The sequence below is a fragment of the Paracoccus subflavus genome (assembly GCF_004310345.1).
Taxonomy (GTDB): domain Bacteria; phylum Pseudomonadota; class Alphaproteobacteria; order Rhodobacterales; family Rhodobacteraceae; genus Paracoccus; species Paracoccus subflavus.
Window position 1 is genome coordinate 86001 of the sequence record NZ_SISK01000004.1, and the last position, 24273, is coordinate 110273.

Sequence of the window (24273 nt, forward strand, 5' to 3'; positions counted from 1 at the left end):
GCCTAGGTTTCTGACCGGCCGTGATTCGGGCCGCGATCTGGACCGCGATCCGGGCCATGATCCGGGCTGGGGTCAGGCTCGGGCATTTCCGGCATGGCCTTGCCGCCCTCGGCCCGGTCGCGTTCCAGCGCGGCGCGTCCCAGCATCATCAGCGTGACCGGCGTGGTCAGCACGATAAATGCGCCGATCACGAATTCATGGACAACGGCACGTCCGTCGATGAACGTGAACAGCAGGGCCGAGGCGATGATGATCGCGCCCGTGCCCCAGCTTGTCGCCAGGGTCGGGGCATGAAGCCGGTCATAGAAGCTCTGCAGACGCAGAACGCCCGTCGCACCGATCAGCGTCAGGGTCGATCCCAGCACGACCAGGGCGGCGATGGGAATGGCCAGAGCCAGCGGAACGTCGGCAAGGGCGGTCATTCGATCACCTCGCCGCGGGACAGGAACTTGGCCAGCGCGACCGAGGTCACAAAGCCCATGATGGCGATCACGGTCGCCGCCTCGAAGAAGAAGGCCGTGCCCAGCCGCATCCCCGTGACCAGCAGCAGCAGCATGATCGCCACATACAGCGCATCCAGCGCCAGGACGCGGTCCTGCGCGCGGGGACCCCACAGGATGCGCAGACCCAGAAGCACGCCGGCCAGGGCCAGTGCGACCTGCGCATAGGCAAGGGCGATGATCAGGATCGTCGCGCTCATTCAAAGATCTCCATCAGCATGGGTTCGTAGATGTCGCAGATGATATGGCGGTAATGCCCGGCCTCGGCGCCATTGAAGATGTGAACGGTCAGGATGCCACTGTCCGACCCGTATTCCACCCAGGCGGTTCCGGGGGTCGCCGTCAGGATTATCGCCAGCAGCGCCAGAGCGTTGGGATTGGTGATGTTCAGGCGGACCCGCAGGAACGCCGACTTCCGGCCGCTGCGCCCCTCGGTCAGCAAAAGGCGCGCGACCGTGAGGTTCGACCAGACGATGTCGCTGAACAGCGTCCAGGCCAGCCGCGGCATGACGTCCCAGCGGCGCACCCGCGGCCTGGGGGAATGCAGCGCCGAATAGGCCCATCCCGCCACCAGCGACAGGACGGTTCCCAGCAGGAGATAGCCCAGTGAAAATCGCGTCAGCATCAGCCACAGCAGGATCAGGAACAGCGACAGGACGGGGTGGGGAAACAGCCGGGTCACGGTTGGTCCCCCTCGGTCGCGGCGGCGGGGCGATCGACCGCCCGCGGGGTTGCAAAGACACCATAGGAATAGGCGGTCGTGTCGTGCAGCGCCCGGGCCGTCCCCAAGGCATAGCGCAGCACGGCATCCGCCTGAAGGCTGGTCAGGCCAAGCACTGCCAGCAGTCCGATGATCGGCGCCATTTCCAGGGCCAGGACACGGGGCAAGGCGATGTCGCCGGACCAGAAGGTCTGGATGCCGATGCGCAGCAGCCCGATCAGCGTGGCGAAACCCGACAGGATCAGCAGGGCCACGAAACCCCAGGCCAGGCCCGAAGGCAGCGCGGACTGGCCGATCAATCCCTGGATCATCGCCACCTTGCCGATGAAGCCCGGCAAGGGCGGCAGTCCCGCCAGCATCACCACCAGCAGCACGAAGCTGATGCCCAGGACCGTCATGGCGGCTGGAATGCCCATGGCCGTGTCCGGCACCTCGGTCAGATCCAGATCGTCGATGCCATAGGCATCGGCCGTCAGCGCCAGCATGGCGGCGATTCCGCCGTCCTCGCGATTCATGGGTTCGATCAGCAGGAACAGCGCACCGGTCGCCAGAACGGAGACCAGCATGTAATAGAGCGCCCCGGCCAGCATCGCCGGGCCTCCGCCTGCCAGCGCGAACCCCGTGACGCCCAGCACCGTCCCCGACGAGATGATCACCGAATGCGCGGCCATCCGCCCCAGGGCCTGCGCGGCCAGGATACCCAGCAGCCCGAACAGGATGGTGGCCATGCCCAAGGCGATCAGCACGCCTGCCCCGAATCCCGCCGACGGGCCGCCCGCCTCGCCGAACAGCAGCATGGACAGCCGCAGGATCGCATAGACGCCGACCTTGGTCATGATCGCGAACATCGCGCCCACCGGCGCGGCGGCGGCCATATAGGCGGTGGGCAGCCAGAAGGACAGGGGCCAACTGCCCGCCTTGACCAGAAAGGCCATGGCCAGGATCGCGATGCCCGCATGCAGCAGGGGCCGATCCTCGGACGGCAGGGCGGCGATCAGGTTCGCCAGATGCCCCATGTTCAGCGTGCCCGTGACGCCATAGATCAGCGCCACGCCGATCAGGAACAGCAGCGACGCGGCCAGGTTGACCGCGATATAATGCATTCCCGCACGCACCCGAAGCTGACCCGATCCGTGCAGCAGCAGCCCATAGGACGCGGCCAGCAGGATTTCGAAGAACACGAACAGGTTGAAGATGTCGCCGGTCAGGAACGCGCCGTTCAGCCCGACCAGCAAAAACTGGAACAGCGAATAATAGTGCGGCCCCTGCCTGCCCCATCCCGCGCGCGCATAGACCAGCGACGGGATCGCCAGCACCGCCGTCAGCACCAGCATCATCGCGGCCAGCCGGTCCAGAACCAGCACGATGCCATAGGGCGCGCGCCAGTCGCCCAGCAGATAGAAGCTGATATCCTGGTTGGCGGCAAAGTCGCCACTGGCCTTGGCGCGGACCACCAGCTCGATCGCGACCAGCAGTTGCGCCACCACCGACAGGATGCTGAGCCAGAACTTTCCGCCGCGCTGCCGGTCGTCGTAAAGCAGCATCATCGCCCCCGCGACGAACGGGATCAGGATCGGGGCGATGATCATGTGCTGGGGCATCACCGGCTGCGTTCCTTTCCGTCGACATGGTCGGTGCCCGTCAGCCCGCGCGACGCCAGCAGCACCACCAGAAACAGCGCCGTGGTGGCAAAGCTGATGACGATCGCCGTCAGCACCAGCGCCTGCGGCAGCGGATCGGCATACAGCGTGGGATCGACAAAGCCCCCCTTGGGCATGATCGGCGGCGCCCCCGGCGTCAGGCGTCCCATCGAGAAGATGAACATATTGACCGCATAGGACAGCAGGCACAGCCCGACGATGACCTGAAAGCTGCGCGGCCGCAGCACCAGCCAGATGCCCGAAGCGGACAGCACGCCGATGGCAAGGGAAAGGATGATTTCCATCAGGATGCCTCTTTCCGAAGGTCCGCCGCGTCCTCCAGATCCTGTTCGCGAATCCGGCCGGCGCGCAGCGACTGGTGCGCCACCGCGACCAGCATCAGCACCACCGCGCCCACCACCGTCGCAAAGACGCCGATGTCGAACAGCAGGGCGGTAGCGGCCGGAACCTCTCCGATCAGGGGGATGTCGATGTATCGGGCGTGGGCCGTCAGGAAAGGATAGCCAAAGACCCAGGCCCCCATGCCCACCGCCACAGCGCCAAGCAGGCCGAACCCCATCCAGCGGATCGGCAGAACGGTGATGCGCGATTCCACCCAGCGGACATTCGTGCCGATATACTGGATCAGAAAGGCGATGGCCAATGTCACCCCCGCTGCGAATCCGCCGCCCGGAAGGTCGTGGCCGCGAAAGAAGAAATAAGCCGACACCACGATCAGCAGCGGGAACATCCAGATCATGATGACGGACGGCACGTGCAGATAATCGTCCAGCGACGGGCTGTCGACGCGCATCTGCTGATAGGGCGGGGCGATGCTTTCGGGGGCGGGGCGGAACCGGCGCAGCAGCGCATAGACCGTCAGCCCGACGATGGCCAGAACGGCGATCTCGCCAAAGGTATCGAAGGCGCGGAAATCCACGAGGATCACGTTGACGGTGTTCGTGCCCCCGCCTTCGTAATAGGCGTTGCCCAGAAACCAGTCGCCCACGTTGCTGATCAGGGGCCGCGTCATGACTGCAAAGGCCACGGCCGCCATGCCAAGCCCGCCGATGGCGGCAATCACAAGGTCCCGGCCTCGGCGGACCTTGGCGGGCAAAAGGGTATCCTCGACGATCTCGGACCGGCGCTTGGGCAACCAGCGCAGGCCCAGCAGCAGCAGAACCGTCGTCACCACCTCGACCAGAAGCTGCGTCACTGCAAGATCGGGCGACGAGAACCAGGCATAGGTCAGGCAGGTCACGGCCCCCGCCCCGCCCAGAAGCACAAGCGCGGCAAAGCGGTGATACTTGGCCTGCCAGGCCGCGCCGATGGCGCACAGCCCGCCCACCACCCACAAGAGGCCAAAGGCCAGGTTGGGCGCGTGCAGGCGAAGGTCGGGGGCAAAGCTCAGCACCCCCCATAGCGATGCCATGGCCGCGCCGATGGCCGCCAGAACCAGCAGGCGCATCTGCGGCTGAAGCGATTCGGTGGCCAGCCAGCGCAGCGCCAGCCGCGGCAGGCGCCAGGTCAGGCGGAACAGGATCGTTTCATAGACGCGCTGCCCGCGAATGCGGTGGATCAGGGGCGGACCCTCTGGCCCGCGGGCGATGGCCCCGGCGCCCAAGGCATAGATCAGGGCGCCTGTGCCAAGCGCGATCACCGACAGCATCAGGGGTGCATTGACCCCATGCCAGATTGCGATCGTGTAATAGGGCATGTCGGCGCCAACCACCGACCGCGCGGCGCTGTTGATGACCGGCCCCAGCGTCAGGGCCGGAAACATGCCCACCAGCAGGCAGATAAAGACCAGCAGTTCCACCGGACGGCGCATCCAGGCGGCCGGCTCGTGCGGGGTTTTGGGCAGAGACGTGGATCGGGGACCAAAGAAGACGGTGGCAATGAAGCGCAGCGAATAGGCAACCGACAGGGCGCTGGCCGTCACCGCAAGATAGGGCAGGGCATTGTCCAGCCAGGTGCCGTTGTGCCAGTCCACCGATTCGGCCAGAAACATTTCCTTGGACAGGAACCCGTTCAGCAGCGGCACCCCCGCCATGGCCGCCGCCGCGACGATGGCCAGCGTGGCGGTGAAGGGCATGGGCCGGAACAGCCCGCCCAGGCGCCGCATGTCCCGCGTGCCGGTTTCGTGGTCCACGATCCCTGCGGCCATGAACAGCGATGCCTTGAAGACCGCGTGGTTGCAGATGTGAAAGATCGCCGCCAGGATCGCGCCGGGACTGCCCAGACCCGCCAGGGTCACGATCAGGCCCAGATGGCTGATGGTGGAATAAGCTAGCAGCCCTTTCAGATCGTGGCGATAAAGCGCAATCACCGCGCCCAGCAGCAGCGTGACCACGCCCGCCCCGGTGACGGCAAAGAACCACGCCTCGGTTCCGCCCAGCACCGGACTGAAGCGGATCAGCAGGAACACCCCTGCCTTGACCATGGTGGCGGAATGTAGGAAGGCCGACACCGGCGTCGGTGCGGCCATGGCGCCGGGCAGCCAGAAATGGAACGGGAACTGCGCCGACTTGGTAAAGGCCGCCAGCAGGAACAGCGTCAGGATCGGGCCATACAGCGGGTGGCCGCGCACCGCGTCGCCCGACCGCAGGATCGTGCCCAGGTCATGGCTGCCCGCGGCATAGCCCAGCATCAGCATCGCGACCAGCAGGCACAGCCCGCCCAAGGCAGTCACGGTCAGCGCGGTCCGCGCCCCGTCGCGCGCCGCCGCGCCGCCATGCCAGAACCCGATCAGCAGGAACGACATGATCGAGGTCATTTCCCAGAACACGACCATGACCAGCACGTTGCCCGACAGCAGGATCCCCTGCATCGCGCCGGTGAAGGCCATCATCAGCGCCAGGAACCGGGGCAGCGAATCCGAGTGCGCCATGTAATAGTGGGCATAGATCACCACCAGCACGCCGATTGACAGGACCAGCGCAGCGAACAGCCAGGCAAATCCGTCCAGCCGCAGCGCAAGGTCCAGGCCAACCGACGGCACCCAGTCAAGCCGTGCATCCAGAACCTCGCCCGACTGGATGGCGGACAGGAATCCCGCCAGAACGCCAAGGCCCGCGATCAGCGATACGACCGAAAACGCCGTGGCGGTGCGGCGCGCGTCATGGGCCAGGGTGGACAGGATCAGCGCGGTCGCAAAGGGCAGGAAAGCCAGCACCAGGAACAGATTGTGTTCGGCCATGCGTGCCCCGCCCTTTCCCAAGCTGCTGCGCCCTGTGTCCCGAACATGCCTGTGCCGGGCCTTGTTTCGCAAACAACCGGAAACAGGTAGGACCAGCCATTCGGGAGCCTTACCCGAATGCCTTTCGCCCTGTCCGAGTTCAAGGCCGCATCGCCGGAAAAGGCCCGGTCCGGCCCCAACTTTCCCGTTATCGGATTGAACGGCGGATCGTCAGACCTCGACCTCGATGCGTCCCATGGGGTGCGAACAGCAGGCCAGGATATAACCCTCGGCGATGTCCTCGTCGCTGATGCCGCCGTTGTGGACCATGTGCACCTCGCCCGAGACCTTTCTGATCTTGCAGGTGCCGCACAGGCCAAAGGTGCAGCCGGACGGGATGTTCAGCCCCGACCGTTTCGCCACCGCCAGCACGGTGTCGGTTTCTGCGCAGGGGGCGGTGACGCCGCTGCCGGCAAAGACGATCTGCGCCCTGGCGCCCTCCTCGGGGGCGATATCGTCGATGACGGGGGCATCGGCCTCGGTCTTGATGGGGGCGCCGAAGCTTTCCTGATGGTAATGGTCCATGTCATAGCCCAGCGACACCAGCATGTCGCGCACCGACTGCATGAACGGTTCCGGCCCGCAGCAGAACACCTCGCGCTCCAGGTAATCGGGGGCCATCAGACCCAGCATGATCTGGTTCAGCCGTCCCAGATAGCCGGTCCAGGCGGTGAAGGGGTCGTTTTCCTCGACCGTGAATCGCAGTTGCAGGCCGGGCACCCGGTCGGCGAACTGTTCCAGCCTGCGCCGGAAGATGATCTCGGACGGCGCGCGGGCGGCGTGCACGAACACGATGTCCGGCATCTCGCCCGAATCCCAGGCCCAGGTGGTCATCGACATCATCGGCGTGACACCGGACCCGGCCGAGATGAACAGATGCTTTTTGGCGGGATGGCGGTGGCTGGAAAAGATCCCGGACGGGCCATAGGCCTTGATCCGCATTCCCGGACGCAAATGGTCCAGCATCCAGCGGGTCGCCAGCGACGTGCGCTGCGCCTTGACCGTGACCGAGATCGACAGCGGCCGCGACGGGCTGGAACTGATCGTATAGGTGCGCTGGACATTGCCGCCCGGCAGCGGCAGGTCCAGCGTGACGAACTGTCCCGGCTGGTAATCGAACCACGCCCCCGACGGCGCCCGGAAGGTGAAGGTGGCGGCGTCCGCGGTTTCGGGAACCACCATCGCGCATTCCAGCGGTTCGTCGTCGGACCACGGCTCGGCGGTCCAGTTCAGGCGTGGCTTCGTCATTGGCCCCGTTACTCCGCCGCGACGCTTGTCGGGGTCAGCCGGCGGGCCATCAGGCCGCAATACCAGTCGATCAGATGGATCACCCCGGCCTCGTGCGCGGGCGAATAGGGGCCGGGCTGATAGGCCGGCGACAGGATGCCCTTCTGGTTTTCCTCGACCACCCGGCGATCCTCGTCGTTGGTGTTCAGCCACACCTCGGTCAGGGACTTGAGGTCGTAATCCTTGCCCTCAACCGCGTCCTTGTGGACCAGCCACTTGGTCGTGACCTCGGTTTCGGTTGGGCTGATCGGCAGGATGCGGAAGACGATGGCGTGGTCTGGCAGGAAGTGGTTCCAGGACGACGGGAAGTGATAGAACATCAGGCTGCCCGCGTCATTCCACGGGATCGAGCCCATGCGCTGCGAGACCGCCGCCTTGCCCGACATGGTGAAGCTTTCCTGATTGTCCATCAGCGGCACGCGGGCCATGCGCCATTGCATGTCGGGCGTGTTCACGAAGCGTGCCGGCAGATTGGCGGCGTCGCAGCGCGCCCAGTGGTCCAGAATCTCGGGGCTGGCCGAGTTCGGCCCCTCCATCACCGTCATCAGCGGATCGTCCGAATAGGTGCGGCACAGCGAGGGGTGCGAGCCGCTGCAGTGATAGCATTCGCGGTTGTTTTCCATCACCAGCTTCCAGTTGCCCTTCTCGACGATGGTCGAGGAAAAGGCCACCTTGCTGTCGGCCAGTCCCGACGGCAGGACATAGCGCGTCAGGTTCGCGGCCAGATCGTTGATGGCGGGCGGGATCTGCGCCAGGCAGATAAAGACCATCCCGCCCAGATCGACGCAGTGGACAGTCTTCAGCCCGTATTTGCTGGCGTCGAACCCGTCGCCCATGTCGCGCGCATACAGCAGCTTGCCGTCCAGGTCGTAGGTCCACTGGTGATAGGGGCAGACCAGCCTGGGATTGGACCCGTTGGTCTTGGCGCACAGCCGCTGGCCGCGATGGCGGCAGACATTGTGGAACGCCCGCACCCGCCCGTCGCCGCCGCGCACCACGATCACGGGATAGGCGCCGACGTTCAGCGTCACGAAATTGCCGGTCTTGGGAATCTCGCATGAGGGCAGGGCGAAAAGCCATTCGCGATACCAGATCTGTTCCAGGTCGTCCTGGAATGCCTGCTGCCCGCAATACAACTCGCGGGGCAGGGAAAAGCCGGGGATGCGTTCTGCGATCAGGCTGGCGGTCGAGAGGGTGTTCATGTCTGGACCCATGGAGGTGCTGGCTGCTATGCCCGCAGAATAGCGACAGCCGGTCGCGATTGTGGCCGAATTGCGACATCGCGCGGCGCGAAAAAGACATGCCGCCTTGCGGGATCGTCCGTCGGATCTGCCGTGGCAAAAAGTTTTCCACAGCAAATTTGCTTCTTGCTCTGGAAATGTGACACATGCTCTGGAACCAGTCTGCCGATCCATATATTGTTGCTGTGGTCGCGCCGCTGACCAGATAATGTGAATGAACAGCTTGTGGTTGTTCTGCAACAACGGAAAAGAGCGTGTGATCCTTCGGGTTCCAAGCCGTTTGCAAGCCCCTGGCTGGCGCGGCAATCTGACCCGGACCGCAAAGGGCCGAAGCGGCCGTGACATCGAAAACGACACCGGCCAGCGGGTCCGGGACACCAGGCTTGCGATGATCGCGGGCCCGATCCCTGACGCATGCCGCCCGGCAACAATGAGGAGCAGGACATGACCATCATCGTGTATTCCAAACCCGCCTGCGTGCAGTGCACCGCCACGACCCGCGCCCTTGATGCGCGCGGCCTGTCCTATGATGTGATCGACCTGACCGAGGACGATCAGGCGATGGAACGGGTGACGGCGCTGGGCTATCGCCAGGCCCCTGTGGTCATCGCGGGGGACGCGCATTGGGCAGGGTTCCGGCCCGACATGATCGGCCAGTTGGCCTGACCGGCGCATGGCGGGTGTGGTCTTCTTCTCCTCGGCCTCGGGCAACACCGCGCGGTTTGTCGCGCGTCTTGGCCTGCCCGCGCTGCGGATTCCGATCCGGCCTGCCGAACCGATGCCGGCCATCGAGGCGCCTTTCGTGCTGATCTGCCCGACCTATTCGGACGGGCAGGGGCGGGGCGCGGTGCCAAAGCAGGTGATCCGGTTCCTGAACGATCCCCGCCGACGCGACCTGCTGCAAGGTGTGATCGGCGCGGGCAACCGCAATTTCGGCGCGACCTTTGCGCTGTCGGCCCGTGTCATCGCCGACAAATGCACTGTGCCTGTCCTGTGGCGATTCGAACTGGCGGGGACCGACACCGATATTCAAAAGGTCCGTGCGGGCCTGCAACACTTCCGGGGGATGGAATGCTTGACGGTTTGAAACCGGAACTGGACTATCACGCGCTGAACGCGATGCTGAACCTGTATGATGCCGACGGCCGCATCCGGTTCGACGCCGACCGCATGGCCGCCCGGCAGTATTTCCTGCAGCACGTGAACCAGAACACGGTGTTCTTCCACAATCTGGACGAAAAGCTGCGCTATCTGGTGGACGAGGGCTATTACGAGCCCGAGGTGCTGGACCAGTATTCCAAGAATTTCCAGCGGGCCATCTGGGATGCCGCCTATGCCCGCAAGTTCCGGTTTCCGACTTTCCTGGGCGCGTTCAAGTATTACACCAGCTATACTCTGAAGACCCGCGACGGCCAGCGTTACCTGGAACGCTACGAGGACCGGATGGTCATGGTCGCGCTGACGCTGGCGCGGGGCGACGAGGCGCTGGCCATGCGTTTCATGGAGGAAATGCTGTCGGGCCGTTTTCAGCCCGCGACCCCCACCTTTCTGAACGCGGGCAAGAAGTCGCGGGGCGAGCTGATCTCGTGCTTCCTGCTGCGGATCGAGGACAACATGGAGTCCATCGGCCGATCCATCAATTCCGCGTTGCAACTGTCGAAACGCGGCGGCGGGGTGGCGCTGATGCTGACGAACCTGCGCGAGGCGGGCGCCCCCATCAAGGGGATCGAGAACCAGTCCTCGGGCGTGATCCCGGTCATGAAGCTGCTGGAAGACAGCTTTTCCTATGCCAACCAGTTGGGCGCGCGGCAGGGCGCCGGGGCGGTCTATCTGAACGCCCATCACCCCGACATCATGCGCTTCCTCGACACCAAGCGCGAGAATGCGGACGAGAAGATCCGCATCAAGACGCTGAGCCTGGGCGTGGTGATCCCCGACATCACCTTCGAACTGGCCAAGAAGAACGCCGACATGTATCTGTTTTCGCCCCATGACGTGCAAAAGGTTTATGGGGTGCCGTTTTCGGACATTTCGGTCACCGAGAAATACGCCGAGATGGTGGACGACAAACGCATCAAGAAGCGCAAGATCAACGCCCGCGAATTCTTCCAGACCATCGCGGAAATCCAGTTCGAATCCGGCTATCCCTACATCATGTTCGAGGACACGGTGAACCGCGCCAACCCGGTGCACGGGCGCATCACCATGTCGAACCTGTGCAGCGAAATCCTGCAGGTGAACGAGGCATCCGAGTTCAACGAGGATCTGAGCTATTCCCGCCTGGGCACTGATATTTCATGCAATCTGGGTTCGCTAAACATCGCGGCGACCATGGACGGCCCGGATTTCGGCGCCACCATCGAGGCCGCGATCCGCGCGCTGACCGCCGTGTCGGAAATGTCGGCCATCGACGCCGTGCCGTCGATCCGTCGCGGCAACGACGAGGCCCATGCCGTGGGCCTGGGCCAGATGAACCTGCACGGGTTCCTGGCGCGCGAGAGGATCCATTACGGGTCGCCCGCAGGAGTCGAGTTCACCTCGGTCTATTTCGCGGCCGTGGCGTTTCATGCGATCCGGGCCTCGAAACTGCTGGCGCAGGAGCACGGCCAGACCTTCAAGGATTTCGAGAAATCGAAATACGCCGACGGCACCTTTTTCGACAAATACATCGACCGGGACTGGCTGCCCACGCTGCCCGATGTCGCGCGGGTGTTCGATGGCGTGACCCTGCCCACCCGCGACGACTGGGCCGCGCTGAAGGCCGATGTGATGGCGCACGGGCTGTATAACCGCAATCTTCAGGCGGTGCCGCCGACCGGGTCGATCAGCTATATCAACAACTCGACCAGCTCGATCCACCCGATCGTCAGCAAGATCGAGATCCGCAAGGAAGGCAAGATCGGCCGGGTCTATTACCCCGCCGCCTTCATGTCGAACGAGAATCTGGAATACTATCGCGACGCCTACGAGATCGGCCCCGAGGCGATCATCGACACCTATGCCGCCGCGACCGAGCATGTGGACCAGGGCCTGTCGCTGACGCTGTTCTTCCCGGCCGAGGCGACCACCCGCGACATCAACCGCGCCCAGATCTATGCCTGGAAGAAGGGTATCAAGACGATCTACTACATCCGCCTGCGGCAGACCGCGCTGGAGGGGACCGAGGTCCAGGGCTGCGTGTCCTGCACGTTGTAAGAACCGCCGCGCCGGGGGTGTCACACCCCCCGGACCCCCATCGGATATTTGAGCCAAAGTGAAAGGGGTTCTTCGCCATGAAGGATCAGCAGATGCAGGCGGTCGCACGCGCGATCAACTGGAACCGCCTGGACGACGAGAAGGATCTGGAGGTCTGGAACCGGCTGACGGTGAACTTCTGGCTGCCGGAAAAGGTGCCGCTGTCCAATGACGTGCAAAGCTGGGCGACGCTGCGCCCGGCGGAACGGGAACTGACGATCCGGGTCTTTACCGGGCTGACGCTGCTGGACACGGTGCAGAACACCGTGGGCGCGCCGTCGCTGATGCCCGACGCGATCACCCCGCACGAGGAGGCGGTGCTGTCCAACATCGCCTTCATGGAGGCGGTTCACGCGCGGTCCTATTCCTCGATCTTCTCGACCCTGTGCCTGACCAGGGAGGTGGACGAGGCGTTCCGCTGGGCCGAGGAGAACCCGCATCTGCAAGCCAAGGCGCGGCTGATCCTGGACGAATACAAGGCCGGGGCCGATCCGCTGAAGCGCAAGATCGCATCGGTCTTTCTGGAAAGCTTCCTGTTCTATTCGGGCTTTTATCTGCCGATGTACTGGTCGTCGCGCGCCAAGCTGACCAACACCGCCGACCTGATCCGCCTGATCATCCGCGACGAGGCGGTGCATGGATACTATGTCGGCTACAAGTTCCAGCGGGGGCTGGAGCGTGTGGACGAAGCGCGGCGGGCGGAACTGAAGGACTTTGCCTTTTCGCTGATGTTCGAGCTTTACGACATCGAGCAGAAATACACGGCCGAACTTTACGACGGCATCGGGCTGACCGAAGACGTGAAGGCATTCCTGCATTACAACGCGAACAAGGCCTTGCAGAACCTTGGTTATGAAGCCCTTTTCCCGCCCCAGGTCTGCGAGGTGAACCCGGCGATCCTAGCTGCGTTGTCGCCCGACAGCGAGAACCACGACTTCTTCAGCGGGTCCGGGTCGTCCTATGTCATCGGCAAGGCGGTCGCGACCGAGGACGAGGACTGGGATTTCTGAAGCCCGCGCAGGACTGCGGGGATCATGTCGGGCAGGTCGTCGGCGATCAGGCCGGGGCCAAACAGGCGCGCGGCCTGGGCGTGAAGCCACACCGCCAGGGCGGCAGCCTCCAGCGGTTGCTTCTGGCGTGCCAGCAGGCCAGTGATGATGCCCGCCAAAACATCGCCCGCACCTGCGGTGGCCAGCCATGGCACATCGTCGGCGCGATGGATCACGGCTTCTGTAACTTGATGCGTGGACACAGGCCTACCTGAGGGCACGGCTATCACCGTGTCCGGCCCTTTAAGAAGAACGACGGCCCCGGATCGGTTCGCGGCATCCTGTGCCGCCGCAAGCTTGGAATAGCGGGCGTCTTCCTGAAGGCGGATTGCCAGATCGGGGAAAAGCCGTCCGAACTCTCCCATGTGGGGGGTCATGACCACGCGTTCGTGCATAAGCTTGAACAGTTCACGGGGATCGTCGGCAAAGGCCGTCAGCGCGTCGGCATCCAGAACGGCTGCCCGGCGCGACTTCAGGATCGCCGGAACCATGTCTTTGGCGCGCCCCGTCCCCAGGCCCGGCCCGGCGCAAATGGCACGAATGCGTTCGTCACGAAGCACGTCTTCCAAGGCCAAGGGCGTGTCGATGGGATGCGTCATCAGGGCATCGGGTGGCATCGGCGCGATCGGTTCCGGCGGACACAGGGTGACCAATCCTGCGCCGATCCGCAAGGCCGCCCGTCCTGCCAGTCGCGCCGCGCCCGCCTGTCCGCCTGCCAGAATCAACGCATGGCCATGGCTGAATTTGTGACCCGGCGGCTTCCGGAGGGACTCCCACTGCGGGAAAGCGACCTTGATGATGGCCCTGGAACCATGCAAGCCGATATCGACAATTTCGACACGGCCGCAATATTCGGGTCCATCGGCGAGCAGATGGCCGGGCTTGAGGCTGTGGAACGTGATGGTCAATTCGGGCAAAGGAATTGCCGATGCGCCCATAAGGGGCTGTCCACGGATCAGCGGATTGCCCGTGTCGAGATCAAGGCCGGACGGGCAGTCCAGCGAGACGATGGCAGGCGCATGGTGCCCCCAGACACCCGCATGAAGGCAGGTCGTCTCCTTCAGGACAAGCGCCAACTCTCCCGTCGGGGGACGTGTCAGCCCGGTTCCGAAAACCGCATCAATCACGAGGTCTGGTGGAAATTCGCGATCTTTCATGACGTCGCATGTCAAGGCTGAAATCGGGCCAAGTTGCAGCCAAAGATGACCCATCGTGCGCGCGTCCAGGGGCATGTGGCGTGGCCCGATTGCCGCCCCGACCCGAACGTCCAGACCTGCATGATGCAGGTGGCGGGCCACGACAAAGCCGTCACCGCCGTTGTTCCCCGGCCCGCAAAGCACCAAGGCGGTCCTGGCTGAAGGATACTGGTTCAGGATGATCCCTGCCGCCCCCGCCCCCGCCCGTTCCATCAGGTCCAGCCCCGTCACCGCGCCGCTGGCCATGGCTGCGGATTCGATGGCGCGCATTTGGGCGGTCGTCAGGACTTCGGTGCCGTTCAGCATGGTTTCTGCCTTTTTATTAACCTAACAGCACAAAAAACAGGCAGTCTATCCTGCCGCATCGGAAAGCGCGTGCAATCCGCCCCGCGCCCCGTTTACCCATACGATGAAACCCGCCAATCAGGCTTCAGGCAAGCCGCGAGGAAGGATCATTGCGATGAAGAAGGTCGAGGCGATCATCAAGCCGTTCAAGCTGGACGATGTGAAGGAGGCGCTTCAGGAAGTGGGCGTGCAGGGTCTTTCCGTCACCGAGGTCAAGGGCTTTGGCCGCCAGAAGGGCCACACCGAACTGTATCGCGGCGCGGAATACGTGGTGGACTTCCTTCCCAAGGTCAAGATCGAGATGGTCCTTCCCGATGACCAGGTGGAAGCCGCAGTGGACGCCATCGTCAGCGCCGCCCGCACCGAAAAGATCGGCGACGGCAAGATATTCGTTTCGTCTGTCGAGCAGGCAATCCGCATCCGCACGGGTGAAACCGGCGACGACGCTGTCTGATCACAAGAACAGCCATCCCAACAGGACTTTCGTGCCCGGCGCCATGACGACCGGGCCGCATTCACGAAGAAAGGGAAGAGATGAAAGTCAATGACGTCTTGAAGCTGCTCAAGGACGAGGAGGTCTCTTATGTGGACGTCCGCTTTACCGATCCCAAGGGCAAGCTTCAGCATGTGACACTGGATGTGGATCTGATCGACGAGGACTTCTTCGAGGAAGGCTTCATGTTCGACGGATCGTCCATCGCCGGGTGGAAGTCGATCGACCAGTCCGACATGAAGCTGATGCCCGATCCCGCCTCGGCCTATATCGACCCGTTCTATGCCGAAAAGACCCTGTGCGTGCACTGCAACGTGGTCGAACCCGACACGGGCGAGGCCTATGCCCGCGATCCGCGGGGCACCGCCGTCAAGGCCGAGGCCTATCTGAAATCGTCGGGCATCGGCGACGCGGCCTATTTCGGACCCGAGGCCGAGTTCTTCATCTTTGACGACGTGCGTTATCAGGTCACGCCGCAGAAGGTATCCTACCAGATCGACGCGACCGACGCCGCCTGGAACACCGACACCGAATACGAGATGGGCAACCAGGGCCATCGCGCGGGTCACAAGGGCGGCTATTTCCCGGTCAACCCCATCGACGCGGCCCAGGACATCCGCGGCGAGATGCTGTCCACCATGAAGCGGATGGGCATGAAGGTGGACAAGCACCATCATGAGGTGGCCTCCGCGCAGCACGAACTGGGGCTGATCTTCGGGTCGCTGACCGAACAGGCCGACAACATCCAGAAATACAAATACGTCATCCACAACGTGGCCCACGCCTATGGCAAGTCGGTGACGTTCATGCCCAAGCCCATGAAGGGCGACAACGGGTCGGGGATGCATGTCAACATGTCGATCTGGAAGGACGGCAAGCCGCTGTTCGCGGGCGACAAATATGCCGACCTGAGCCAGGAGGCGCTGTATTTCATCGGCGGCATCCTCAAGCACGCCAAGGCGCTGAACGCGCTGACCAACCCTTCGACCAACAGCTACAAGCGGCTGATCCCGGGTTTTGAGGCGCCGGTGCTGCGGGCCTATTCCGCCCGCAACCGGTCGGGCTGCGTGCGGATTCCGTGGACGGAATCACCCAAGGCCAAGCGCGTCGAGGCGCGTTTCCCCGATCCGGCGGCCAACCCCTATCTGGCCTTTGCCGCGCTGCTGATGGCGGGCCTGGACGGGATCAAGAACCGGATCGATCCAGGCCCCGCGTCGGACAAGGATCTGTACGACCTGCCGCCCGAGGAACTGGCCGAAATCCCGACCGTCTGCGGTTCGCTGCGCGAGGCGCTGGAAGAACTGGAAAAGGACATGGACTTCCTGCTGGCGGGCGATGTGTTCACCCGCGATCAGTTGGACGCTTATATCAAGCTGAAATGGGAAGAGGTCTATGCCTATGAGCATACCCCCCATCCCATCGAATACGCGATGTATTATAGCTGCTGACAGCCGGGGACAGTGATCGGGAAAGGCGCCCTGCGGGGCGCCTTTTTTCCTTGCGGCTGCCCTGTTCAGTCCTCGGTCGCGATGTCGACGCTGTGGCTGCCTGACTGGGATCCCGCCAGCCGCATCGACCCCGTGACCGGCGCCACGTCGCCATAGTCGCGGCCATAGCCGATGGTGACGTGATCTGCGCCCACGAAACAGCGGTTCGTCGGGTCGTATTCGCACCATCCGGCCTCGGCGCCGGTCCAGGCCCGGACCCAGGCGTGCATGGCATCGGCACCCTCCAGCCGGGGCCTCCCGGGGGGCGGGATCGTGCGCAGAAAGCCCGACACATAGGCCGCCGGAATGCCCAGCGACCGCAGACCCGAGATCATGATCTGCGAGAAATCCTGGCAGACCCCGTGCCGCCCGGCAAACGAGTCGGCAATGGGGGTGTCCACCTCGGTCGCGCGGGCGTCGAAACGCATGTGGCCGTGGATCGCCCGGCCCAAGGACTCGACCTGCTGGCGCACGGTCCGGGCCTCGGCGCAGGCGGCGCCGGCAAAGGCCGCGATATCGGCGGCCAGCGGAATGCGCGGCGAGGCGCGCAGGAAATGCAGCGGAGAATGGGGACCAAGATCAGCGATCTGGTCCAGATCGGCGGCAAGGCTGCGGGCAGCGGCGGACAGGTCCAGTTCGGTTTCCTCGGCCAGCCGCAGCACCCGGCCGGTCATGTCGAATCGCACCTGCGTCAGGCCGGCCGGCAGGGCCAGTTCCGTCACCTCGTTGCCGAAGAAATCGACAAAGCCGCCCCGTTCCGTGGGCAGCGGGGTCACGGCGATGCGGGTCTGCTGGACCTCCTGCAGGCCGGGCAGGTCGGCCGGGCTAATGCGCAGCAATTGCCGCCCCGCGCCGGTCGGCCGGGCAAAGGCATAGCGGATGGACAGGCGCAGGCGATACAGCATCAGTGGAAATAGGTCGTGGTCAGGACATCGGACAGGCTGGCAAGGCGGGCACGCAGGTCCCACAGCGCCTCGGTCGTCAGGGCATCGGGATCGCTGGTGGCAAGATCGGCATGCAGGCGCAAGGCCTGGCGGGCCAGCGGCGACAGGGCGCCGTCGGTATTCGCGGCGGGCAGCAGGTCCACCTGTTCGCGCAGGCAATCGACCTGATAGCGCAGCGCGCGGGGGTTCATCGGGTCCAGCGCCAGAAGGTCGATTACCGTTGCGCGCGACGCGTTCAGCACGAAGCGGCGGCGATGGGTCAGAACGCTGTCGCCAACCTCGATCGCCAGATCCAGCGCCCCCTCGGGCGCCTTGGGATCGCACAGCACCGCCAGCAATGCGGCCATGCTCATGGCGCGTTCGTGCAGCCGGCCGATGGTCAGGAACCGCCAGCCGACAAAGCGATACATGTTTTCATGCACAAGGCCCGAGATACCCGCCAGCTTGCGCAGCAGCGCGCTGAGCGCGCGGGCCGCGTCGTCGCCGGGCGCCACCTGCGGGGCCATGCGACGGGCGCTGCGGTCGATGTCCAGCAGGGCCGACCATGCGTCGGGGGAAAAGCGGTCGCGGACGTTGCCGGCGCTGCCGATGGCGGCGGCCAGATTGTCCAGAAGCCGCCGGGGAATGGCCGCGCGCGGATCGATTCCCATCTGCCGGAACAGGGGGTCGAAGCCCGGCAACAGGTCCGATCCGGATTTGCCCGATTCCGCCAGACGGGTGTGATAGGCCCGCATCAGGCGCACCACGCCTTCGGCCCGTTCGACATAGCGGCCCAGCCAGAACAGATTGTCGGCCGCGCGGGCGGGCAGGCCGCCGGGCAGGGGCCGGCTGTCGGCGGCGGCCCCCATCGGGCGGGTCATGGTGATGACCGGCACCCGCCCCCGGCCCGGCACCCAGACATCCGCCGCCGCGCCGCCGTCCTGCATGGCGATGGCCGAGGCATCCGGTCCCGTCCCGATCCGGGCAAATCCGCCCGGCATGACCGCCCAACCGCCGGGGGTGCGGGCCAGATAGACGCGCAACGTCATGGGGCGCGGCACCAGGACGCCATCCACGAGGGCGGGGGTCGTGGACAGGGTGACGGTCTCTTGCGCCACAAGATCGCCGCCGCGCGCCGACAGCATCCGGTTCAGTTCCTCTGGCGTCAGGCTGGATGCACGGGTTAGGTCGTCGCTGGGGTCAAAGGGCAGGCGCGTGGTCAGGGCATCGGCCAGCACCATGCGCCCCGGCGCGTCGCGCACGGCGGCCCGCGCCGTCGCATTGCCGCACCACCAGGTCGCGATATTGGGCATGGCCAGCGGCCCCCCCGCCAGATCGGGCGCCAGCTTGGGCAGGAACGCCATCAGCGCGCGGGTTTCCAGAATGCCCGACCCCAGGGCGTTGACCATGGTGACAGAGCCCGCGCGCAGGGCGGCCATCATGCCCGGCGTGCCGATGCGCGAGGCCGAGTCCAGTTCCAGCGGGTCGGCGAAATGCCCGTCCAGCCGCCGCCAGATCACCTCGACGGGCCGCAATCCCTGCACGGTGCGCACCATCAGCCGCCCGCCTGCCACGCACAGGTCATCGCCTTCCAGCAGCAGGAAGCCCAGGTATCGGGCAATATAGGCGTGTTCGAAATAGGTCTCGTTCATCGGGCCGGGAGTGAGGATCGCCACCCGGCTGTCGGGGTCATGGTTCTGTTCCTGCAAGGCATCGCGGAAATCGCGAAAAAATCCTGCCAGGCGATGGACGTTCTCGTCGGGAAACAGTTCGGAAAAGGCCCGCGTGGTGGCGACCCGGTTTTCCAGCGCATAGCCCGCCCCCGAAGGCGCCTGCGTCCGGTCGGCCAGCACCCACCACTTGCCATCCGGGCCGCGCCCCAGTTCGAAGGCGAGGAAATGCAGGAAATGCCCGCCGCGCGGCCGGATGCCCACCATCGGTCGCAACCATTCGGGATTGCCCGCGATCAGTGCCGCCGGCAGCCGCCCCGAAGCCACCAGGTCGTTCGGGCCGTAAAGATCGGCGATCAACCGTTCCAGCAGGTCGGCGCGTTGACGCAGCGCCTGGCCGATGTCCTGCCATTCGTCCTCGGCCAGCAGGACGGGGATATGGCTCAGCGGCCAGGGACGCTCGACCGATTGGCCGGCGCCGTACTGGCGATAGAACACACCGCTGTCCAGCAGATAGCGGTCGGCGCGCGACAGGTCGCGGGCCAGGCGTTCGTCGTCCAGCCGGTCAAGATGCGCGACCAGCCGCCCCCACAGCGGTCTGATATTTCCGTCGGGTGCCATCATCTCGTCCGGGACACCGGGCAGGGGGCGATAGCCCGCTGTCCGCGATGTCCGCACGGAATGCGCCCGTTCGCCCGCCATCACACCCCCGGCGCGCGGCGCAGATCCAGCGTCAGCGGGAATTCGCGGTGGATGCGTTCGGCCCTGACCGCATGGCCATGGCCGGGGCGGTGGCCGTGGGGCGCAAAGCGCGCCAGCCTGCGGGCCTCGGCCTCGTTTCCGTTCACCGGGAAGGTGTCGTAATTGCGCCCGCCGGGATGGGCGACATGATACACGCAGCCCCCCAATGGGCGGTTCGACCAAGTGTCGAAGATGTCGAATGTCAGCGGCGCATCGACGGGCAGGACCGGGTGCATGGCGGACGCGGGCTGCCACGCCTTGAAGCGGATGCCCGCCACGGATTCGCCCCCGCCCGCGTCGGTCAGCGGTGCCGGGCGCCCGTTGCACAGCACCTGATATCGCGACGGGTCCGCCGCCGACAGCTTGACCTGCAACCGTTCGATCGAACTGTCGGTGTATCGCACCGTGCCCCCAATGGCGCCAGTTTCGCCCAGGACGTGCCAGGGTTCCAGCGCCTGGCGCAGTTCCAGGTGCACCCCCTCGTATTCGACCTCGCCGCAGAAGGGAAACCGGAACTCGGCCTGGGCCTTGAACCAGTCCTGCTGCATGGGAAAGCCGTGGTCGGTCAGGTCGCGCAGCACATCGCGGAAATCGGCCCAGACGAAATGCGGCAGCATGAAGCGGTCGTGCAGCGCCGTGCCCCAGCGGGTCAGATCGCCGGTGGCCGGCGTCTTCCAGAACCGCACGATCAGGGCGCGCAGCAGCAGTTGCTGGGCAAGGCTCATCCGCGGGTCGGGCGGCATCTCGAAGCCGCGGAACTCGACCAGGCCCAGGCGGCCGGTGGGACCGTCGGGGGAATACATCTTGTCGATGCAGATTTCGGCGCGATGCGTGTTGCCGGTCACGTCGGTCAGGATGTTGCGCAGCAGCCGGTCGGTCAGCCAGGGCAGGGGCGGCGTGCCGCGATCCGGCGAGGGGATCTGCGCCAGCGCGATTTCCAGTTCGTACAGCGAATCGTGCCGCGCCTCGTCGATCCGGGGCGCCTGCGAGGTGGGGCCGATGAACAGGCCCGAGAACAGATAGGACAGCGAGGGATGCCGGTTCCAGTGCAGGATCAGGCTGGCCAGCAGGTCGGGACGGCGCAGGAACGGACTGTCGTCGGGGGTGGCGCCGCCCACGACCACATGATTGCCCCCGCCGGTGCCGGTATGCTTGCCGTCGATCATGAACTTTTCCGCGCCAAGCCGCGACTGGCGCGCGTCCTCATAGACGCCCTGGGTGATTGCCACGCAATCGTCCCAATCGGCAGCGGGGTGGATGTTCACCTCGATCACGCCGGGGTCGGGGGCCACGCGGATCACGTTCAGGCGCGGATCCTGCGGGGGCCCATAGCCCTCGACATGGACCTTCAGCCCCAGCCGCAGGGCCGCGGCCTCGACCGCGTGCAGCAGGTCCAGGTATTCCTCCAGCGTGGCGACCGGCGGCATGAAGACGCACAGCCGCCCGTTCCTGGGTTCGACCGACAGCGCGGTCCGCACCAGCCCCTCCAGTTCGTGGGTGCCTTCGCCTGTCGGATAGGGCTGGCCCTGCTGGCTGACATCCTGCACCGGACCGGTCTGCACGAAACTGGCCATCGCCTGTGACTTTCGATGCGGGGCCACCGGCGCGGGGTCCGGCAAGGGCGCGCGTTCCGCCGCCGGATCGGCGGGATTGATATAGGGATAGACCGACGGCGGCAGCCAGGGCAGCGCGTTCAGCGGCAGGCGGTATCCCACCGGGCTGTCGCCGGGGACCAGGAACACATGGCTCCGCCGCAGCCGCCAGCGTTCGGAATACCATTTCAACCCTGCCTTGGACTGCCAGCTTTGCACCGGCAGCACAAAGCCGGTGGGCGTGGTCAGGCCGCGGTCGAAGACGGCGGCGATGCGGTGGCGCGCCTCGGGGTCGTCCAGCCTGGAATTTTCGGGCGTGACATTGGCGGGCAGGTTCGCCTCGCGGACCAGCCATTCGGCGGGATCCTCATAGGCGGGCATGACGTTTTCGTCGGAAACGCCCAGTTCGGCGGCCATCTCGCGCAGCAGTTCCTGCGCCTGCAGGGGCGTCACGGCGGCATCGTCCGATTCCTGCGCGATCAGGTCGGGGTTCTGCCAGACGGGCTGCCCGTCGCGGCGCCAGTACAGCGAAAAGGTCCAGCGAGGCAGCGTTTCGCCCGGATACCATTTGCCCTGGCCGTAATGCAGGAAACCGTTTGGGGCGAACCGGTTGCGCAGCTTGCGGATCAGCACGTCGGCGCAATGTCGTTTGGTGGGGCCGACCGCATCGGTGTTCCATTCGGCGGATTCGAAATCGTCGATGGATACGAAGGTCGGCTCTCCGCCCATGGTCAGGCGCACGTCGCCGTCGCGCAGGGCCGCATCGACCTGATGGCCCAGCCGGTTCAGGTCGGTCCAGGCATCGTCGCTGAAGGGCTTGGTGATGCGCGGATGTTCGGCCACGCGGCGGACCTGCATGTCGAAGTCGAAATCGACCTCGGCAAAGCTGGCCATGCCGCTGATGGGGGCGCAGGACCGGTAATGGGGCGCGGCGGCCAGCGGGATATGGCTTTCCCCGGTCAACAGGCCGGAGGTCGGGTCCAGCCCGATCCAGCCCGCGCCGGGCAGATACACCTCGGCCCAGGCGTGCAGGTCGGTGAAATCCTGTTCGGTCCCCGAGGGGCCGTCAAGCGCCTTGAGGTCGGGCTTCAACTGGATCAGGTATCCCGACACGAAGCGCGCGGCAAAGCCCAGGTGGCGCAGCGCATTGACCAGCAGCCAGCTTGAATCGCGGCAGGACGCGCTGCGCAGGGCCAGCGTTTCCTCGGGCGTCTGCACGCCGGGCTCCATTCGGATGGTATAGGTGGTCTCGGCCGCGATGCGCGCGTTCAGCGCCACCAAGAAATCGACGGTGCGGGTCGCGGTCCGCGGGATGCTGTCCAGCAGCTTTTGCAGCAGCGGGCCGGCCGGTTCGATGGCACGGTAGGGGACCAGTTCCTCGGCCAGTTCGGGGGCATAGTCGAAGGGCCATTCTTCCGCGCTGTCCTCGACGAAAAAATCGAACGGGTTATAGACGGTCATGTCCGCGACCAGATCGACCTCGATCTTCAGTTCGCGGACGGGTTCGGGAAAGACGAACCGCGCCAGCCAGTTGCCGAACGGGTCCTGCTGGTGGTTCACGAAATGGCCTTCGGGCGTGACCTTCAGCGAATGCGAGATGACGCGGGTGCGCGAATGGGGCGCGGGACGCAGCCGGATCACCTGAGGGCCAAGGACCACCGGACGGTCGTATTTGTAATGCGTCAGGTGATAGATGCTGGCCTTGATCGACATGCGTGCTGCCTCGTTGGTCTTTTTCGCAGATTACACAATGTGAATGGCGGCGCGAGAAAGAAAGGGCGCCCGGCGGCAGGGAACCGACAGGACGGACTGTGCCTAGGATTTGCGCATCGCGGCGGACAGGCGGTCCCATTCGGCATGGCTGCCGGGAATCCCCAGGCGCAGCCAGTGGCGGGAATAGGGAAAGCGCCGCGACCAGACATGCCCTGCCGCCAGCCGATCCTGCGCCGCGGCGGCATCGGGTGTGTCATACAGCCGGAACAGATGCGTGCCCCCCGCCGGCCGCCACCCCGCACCCACGGCCATGCGGTCCAGGCGCAACGCAGCCTCGGCATGATAGACGACCGTGTCGTCGGTCCAGGCGCGGTCGGCCATGGCCTGTGCGCCCACATGCAGGGCAGGCCCGCTGACCGCCCATGGCCCCGCCGCAGCCGACAGGCGGTCCAGCAGGTCCGGCACCGCGACGACAAATCCCAGCCGCAGCCCGGCCAGGCCCCAGAACTTTCCGAAACTGCGCAGGATCAGCGCGTTGTGCGGCAGGGACGGGATCAGCGACAGATCCGGCCGGGCGTCCGCGAAACTTTCGTCGACCACCAGATGGCCGACCGTTCCGGCCAGGCGCGCCAGCGTTTCGGGCCGCCATTCCCGGCCGTCGGGGTTGTTGGGATTGACCACCACCGCCAGATCGGCACCCGCCATCTCCATGATGCCGGGGCAGTCGGTCACCTGCCAGCCGCCCGCCCGCAGACTGGCCGCGTGTTCGTTATAGCTGGGCGCCAAGACGGCGGCGCGCCCGGCGGGCCACAGGCGCGGGATCGCCTGGATCGCGGCCGAGGCCCCGGCCATCGGCAACACATGCGATGGCGCGCAGCCGAACCACCCGGCGGCAGCCCGCCGCAACCGGTCCGTGGCCGAGGCCGTCGGCAGCGACTGCCAGACCTGCGGCGGCAGGGTGCCGAGCGGCCAAGGGCGGCGATTGATCCCGGTCGAGAGGTCGATCCAGTCGCCCGCGCCATACCGCGCCGCCGCCCTGTCGATGTCGCCGCCATGATCGCGCGCCATAAAACCGTTGTTCCCTGGCCAGTGCCGTCTGTGGGCTTAGCGCGCGCGCATGTTTTCCACAATCTTTTCGGGAATTTCGCTTTACAGACGTGCAAATCGCCCCCACGGTGCTGGGCAGGGACAGACGGGCCGACG

19 protein-coding genes are annotated in these 24273 nt (G+C 65.3%); 6 read left to right on the forward strand and 13 right to left on the reverse strand.

All coding sequences use genetic code 11. The annotated features are described in order from the left end of the window. Positions 1–2 precede the first annotated feature (2 nt). The 8 genes from mnhG to EYE42_RS06975 form a co-directional block, all read right to left on the reverse strand. A complete protein-coding gene (gene mnhG / locus EYE42_RS06940; RefSeq protein ID WP_130990588.1) occupies positions 3–422 on the reverse strand; it encodes a monovalent cation/H(+) antiporter subunit G in 420 nt (139 codons plus the stop codon). Continuing rightward, positions 419–700 carry a K+/H+ antiporter subunit F gene (locus EYE42_RS06945; protein WP_130990589.1) on the reverse strand — a complete coding sequence of 94 codons (282 nt, stop codon included), beginning with the start codon at positions 698–700 and terminating at the stop codon, positions 419–421. Before EYE42_RS06945 ends, mnhG begins: the two co-directional genes overlap by 4 nt. Continuing rightward, positions 697–1182: a Na+/H+ antiporter subunit E gene (locus tag EYE42_RS06950; RefSeq protein ID WP_130990590.1), complete on the reverse strand. Its 486-nt coding sequence runs from the start codon at positions 1180–1182 to the stop codon at positions 697–699. Before EYE42_RS06950 ends, EYE42_RS06945 begins: the two co-directional genes overlap by 4 nt. After that, entirely contained in the window at positions 1179–2825 is a 1647-nt protein-coding gene (locus EYE42_RS06955) for a monovalent cation/H+ antiporter subunit D (protein ID WP_130990591.1), read from the reverse strand. Before EYE42_RS06955 ends, EYE42_RS06950 begins: the two co-directional genes overlap by 4 nt. Beyond that, a complete protein-coding gene (locus tag EYE42_RS06960) occupies positions 2822–3166 on the reverse strand; it encodes a Na+/H+ antiporter subunit C (protein WP_130990592.1) in 345 nt (114 codons plus the stop codon). Before EYE42_RS06960 ends, EYE42_RS06955 begins: the two co-directional genes overlap by 4 nt. Further along, a complete protein-coding gene (locus EYE42_RS06965; RefSeq protein WP_130990593.1) occupies positions 3166–6060 on the reverse strand; it encodes a monovalent cation/H+ antiporter subunit A in 2895 nt (964 codons plus the stop codon). Before EYE42_RS06965 ends, EYE42_RS06960 begins: the two co-directional genes overlap by 1 nt. 210 nt (positions 6061–6270) lie before the next feature. Beyond that, positions 6271–7347, reverse strand: a complete 1077-nt coding sequence (locus EYE42_RS06970) for an FAD-binding oxidoreductase (protein WP_130990594.1) — start codon at positions 7345–7347, stop codon at positions 6271–6273. 8 nt (positions 7348–7355) lie between these two features. Continuing rightward, entirely contained in the window at positions 7356–8588 is a 1233-nt protein-coding gene (locus EYE42_RS06975; RefSeq protein WP_130990595.1) for an aromatic ring-hydroxylating oxygenase subunit alpha, read from the reverse strand. A 483-nt stretch (positions 8589–9071) separates the two neighbouring features. Here EYE42_RS06975 and nrdH point away from each other — a divergent pair, with 483 nt between their 5' ends. The 4 genes from nrdH (at position 9072) to nrdF (ending at position 12871) form a co-directional block, all read left to right on the forward strand. Beyond that, positions 9072–9293, forward strand: a complete 222-nt coding sequence (gene nrdH / locus EYE42_RS06980) for a glutaredoxin-like protein NrdH (protein WP_130990596.1) — start codon at positions 9072–9074, stop codon at positions 9291–9293. Positions 9294–9300: 7 nt separating this feature from the next. Then, entirely contained in the window at positions 9301–9714 is a 414-nt protein-coding gene (gene nrdI, locus EYE42_RS06985; protein ID WP_130990597.1) for a class Ib ribonucleoside-diphosphate reductase assembly flavoprotein NrdI, read from the forward strand. Beyond that, the gene (gene nrdE, locus EYE42_RS06990) at positions 9699–11822 is read left to right on the forward strand and encodes a class 1b ribonucleoside-diphosphate reductase subunit alpha (protein WP_130990598.1); all 2124 of its coding nucleotides are present in this window, start codon (positions 9699–9701) and stop codon (positions 11820–11822) included. The genes nrdI and nrdE overlap by 16 nt, the downstream gene beginning before the upstream one ends. A 77-nt stretch (positions 11823–11899) precedes the next feature. After that, positions 11900–12871 (forward strand): class 1b ribonucleoside-diphosphate reductase subunit beta, encoded by a 972-nt coding sequence (gene nrdF / locus EYE42_RS06995; RefSeq protein ID WP_130990599.1) that lies wholly within the window; start codon positions 11900–11902, stop codon positions 12869–12871. Here the strand turns inward: nrdF and EYE42_RS07000 are convergent. Next, a complete protein-coding gene (locus tag EYE42_RS07000) occupies positions 12820–14412 on the reverse strand; it encodes an NAD(P)H-hydrate dehydratase (protein ID WP_130990600.1) in 1593 nt (530 codons plus the stop codon). The genes nrdF and EYE42_RS07000 overlap by 52 nt on opposite strands. A gap of 154 nt (positions 14413–14566) precedes the next feature. Here EYE42_RS07000 and EYE42_RS07005 point away from each other — a divergent pair, with 154 nt between their 5' ends. Further along, positions 14567–14905 carry a P-II family nitrogen regulator gene (locus EYE42_RS07005; protein ID WP_130990601.1) on the forward strand — a complete coding sequence of 113 codons (339 nt, stop codon included), beginning with the start codon at positions 14567–14569 and terminating at the stop codon, positions 14903–14905. Between the two features lie 80 nt (positions 14906–14985). Continuing rightward, positions 14986–16392, forward strand: coding sequence for a type I glutamate--ammonia ligase (gene glnA / locus EYE42_RS07010; protein ID WP_130990602.1), 1407 nt, complete (start codon positions 14986–14988; stop codon positions 16390–16392). A 65-nt stretch (positions 16393–16457) separates the two neighbouring features. Here the strand turns inward: glnA and EYE42_RS07015 are convergent, their stop codons facing one another. The 4 genes from EYE42_RS07015 to cobD form a co-directional block, all read right to left on the reverse strand. Next, complete coding sequence (locus EYE42_RS07015) at positions 16458–17336, reverse strand: transglutaminase family protein (protein ID WP_130990603.1); 879 nt, start codon at positions 17334–17336, stop codon at positions 16458–16460. Beyond that, positions 17336–19726, reverse strand: a complete 2391-nt coding sequence (locus tag EYE42_RS07020) for a circularly permuted type 2 ATP-grasp protein (RefSeq protein ID WP_130990604.1) — start codon at positions 19724–19726, stop codon at positions 17336–17338. The genes EYE42_RS07015 and EYE42_RS07020 overlap by 1 nt, the downstream gene beginning before the upstream one ends. Further along, positions 19726–23070 (reverse strand): transglutaminase family protein, encoded by a 3345-nt coding sequence (locus EYE42_RS07025; RefSeq protein ID WP_130990605.1) that lies wholly within the window; start codon positions 23068–23070, stop codon positions 19726–19728. Before EYE42_RS07025 ends, EYE42_RS07020 begins: the two co-directional genes overlap by 1 nt. 102 nt (positions 23071–23172) lie before the next feature. Continuing rightward, positions 23173–24138, reverse strand: a complete 966-nt coding sequence (cobD, locus tag EYE42_RS07030) for a threonine-phosphate decarboxylase CobD (RefSeq protein WP_130990606.1) — start codon at positions 24136–24138, stop codon at positions 23173–23175. Between the last annotated feature and the right edge of the window lie 135 nt (positions 24139–24273).

What these genes read in the sequence shown, in the direction of transcription:
- mnhG (WP_130990588.1), bottom strand. Translation starts at nt 422, where the DNA reads ATGACCGCCCTTGCCGACGTTCCGCTGGCTCTGGCCATTCCCATCGCC.
- EYE42_RS06945 (WP_130990589.1), bottom strand. Translation starts at nt 700, where the DNA reads ATGAGCGCGACGATCCTGATCATCGCCCTTGCCTATGCGCAGGTCGCA.
- EYE42_RS06960 (WP_130990592.1), bottom strand. Translation starts at nt 3,166, where the DNA reads ATGGAAATCATCCTTTCCCTTGCCATCGGCGTGCTGTCCGCTTCGGGC.
- EYE42_RS06965 (WP_130990593.1), bottom strand. Translation starts at nt 6,060, where the DNA reads ATGGCCGAACACAATCTGTTCCTGGTGCTGGCTTTCCTGCCCTTTGCG.
- EYE42_RS06970 (WP_130990594.1), bottom strand. Translation starts at nt 7,347, where the DNA reads ATGACGAAGCCACGCCTGAACTGGACCGCCGAGCCGTGGTCCGACGAC.
- EYE42_RS06975 (WP_130990595.1), bottom strand. Translation starts at nt 8,588, where the DNA reads ATGAACACCCTCTCGACCGCCAGCCTGATCGCAGAACGCATCCCCGGC.
- nrdH (WP_130990596.1), top strand. Translation starts at nt 9,072, where the DNA reads ATGACCATCATCGTGTATTCCAAACCCGCCTGCGTGCAGTGCACCGCC.
- nrdI (WP_130990597.1), top strand. Translation starts at nt 9,301, where the DNA reads ATGGCGGGTGTGGTCTTCTTCTCCTCGGCCTCGGGCAACACCGCGCGG.
- nrdE (WP_130990598.1), top strand. Translation starts at nt 9,699, where the DNA reads ATGCTTGACGGTTTGAAACCGGAACTGGACTATCACGCGCTGAACGCG.
- nrdF (WP_130990599.1), top strand. Translation starts at nt 11,900, where the DNA reads ATGAAGGATCAGCAGATGCAGGCGGTCGCACGCGCGATCAACTGGAAC.
- EYE42_RS07000 (WP_130990600.1), bottom strand. Translation starts at nt 14,412, where the DNA reads ATGCTGAACGGCACCGAAGTCCTGACGACCGCCCAAATGCGCGCCATC.
- EYE42_RS07005 (WP_130990601.1), top strand. Translation starts at nt 14,567, where the DNA reads ATGAAGAAGGTCGAGGCGATCATCAAGCCGTTCAAGCTGGACGATGTG.
- glnA (WP_130990602.1), top strand. Translation starts at nt 14,986, where the DNA reads ATGAAAGTCAATGACGTCTTGAAGCTGCTCAAGGACGAGGAGGTCTCT.
- EYE42_RS07015 (WP_130990603.1), bottom strand. Translation starts at nt 17,336, where the DNA reads ATGCTGTATCGCCTGCGCCTGTCCATCCGCTATGCCTTTGCCCGGCCG.
- EYE42_RS07020 (WP_130990604.1), bottom strand. Translation starts at nt 19,726, where the DNA reads ATGGCGGGCGAACGGGCGCATTCCGTGCGGACATCGCGGACAGCGGGC.
- EYE42_RS07025 (WP_130990605.1), bottom strand. Translation starts at nt 23,070, where the DNA reads ATGTCGATCAAGGCCAGCATCTATCACCTGACGCATTACAAATACGAC.
- cobD (WP_130990606.1), bottom strand. Translation starts at nt 24,138, where the DNA reads ATGGCGCGCGATCATGGCGGCGACATCGACAGGGCGGCGGCGCGGTAT.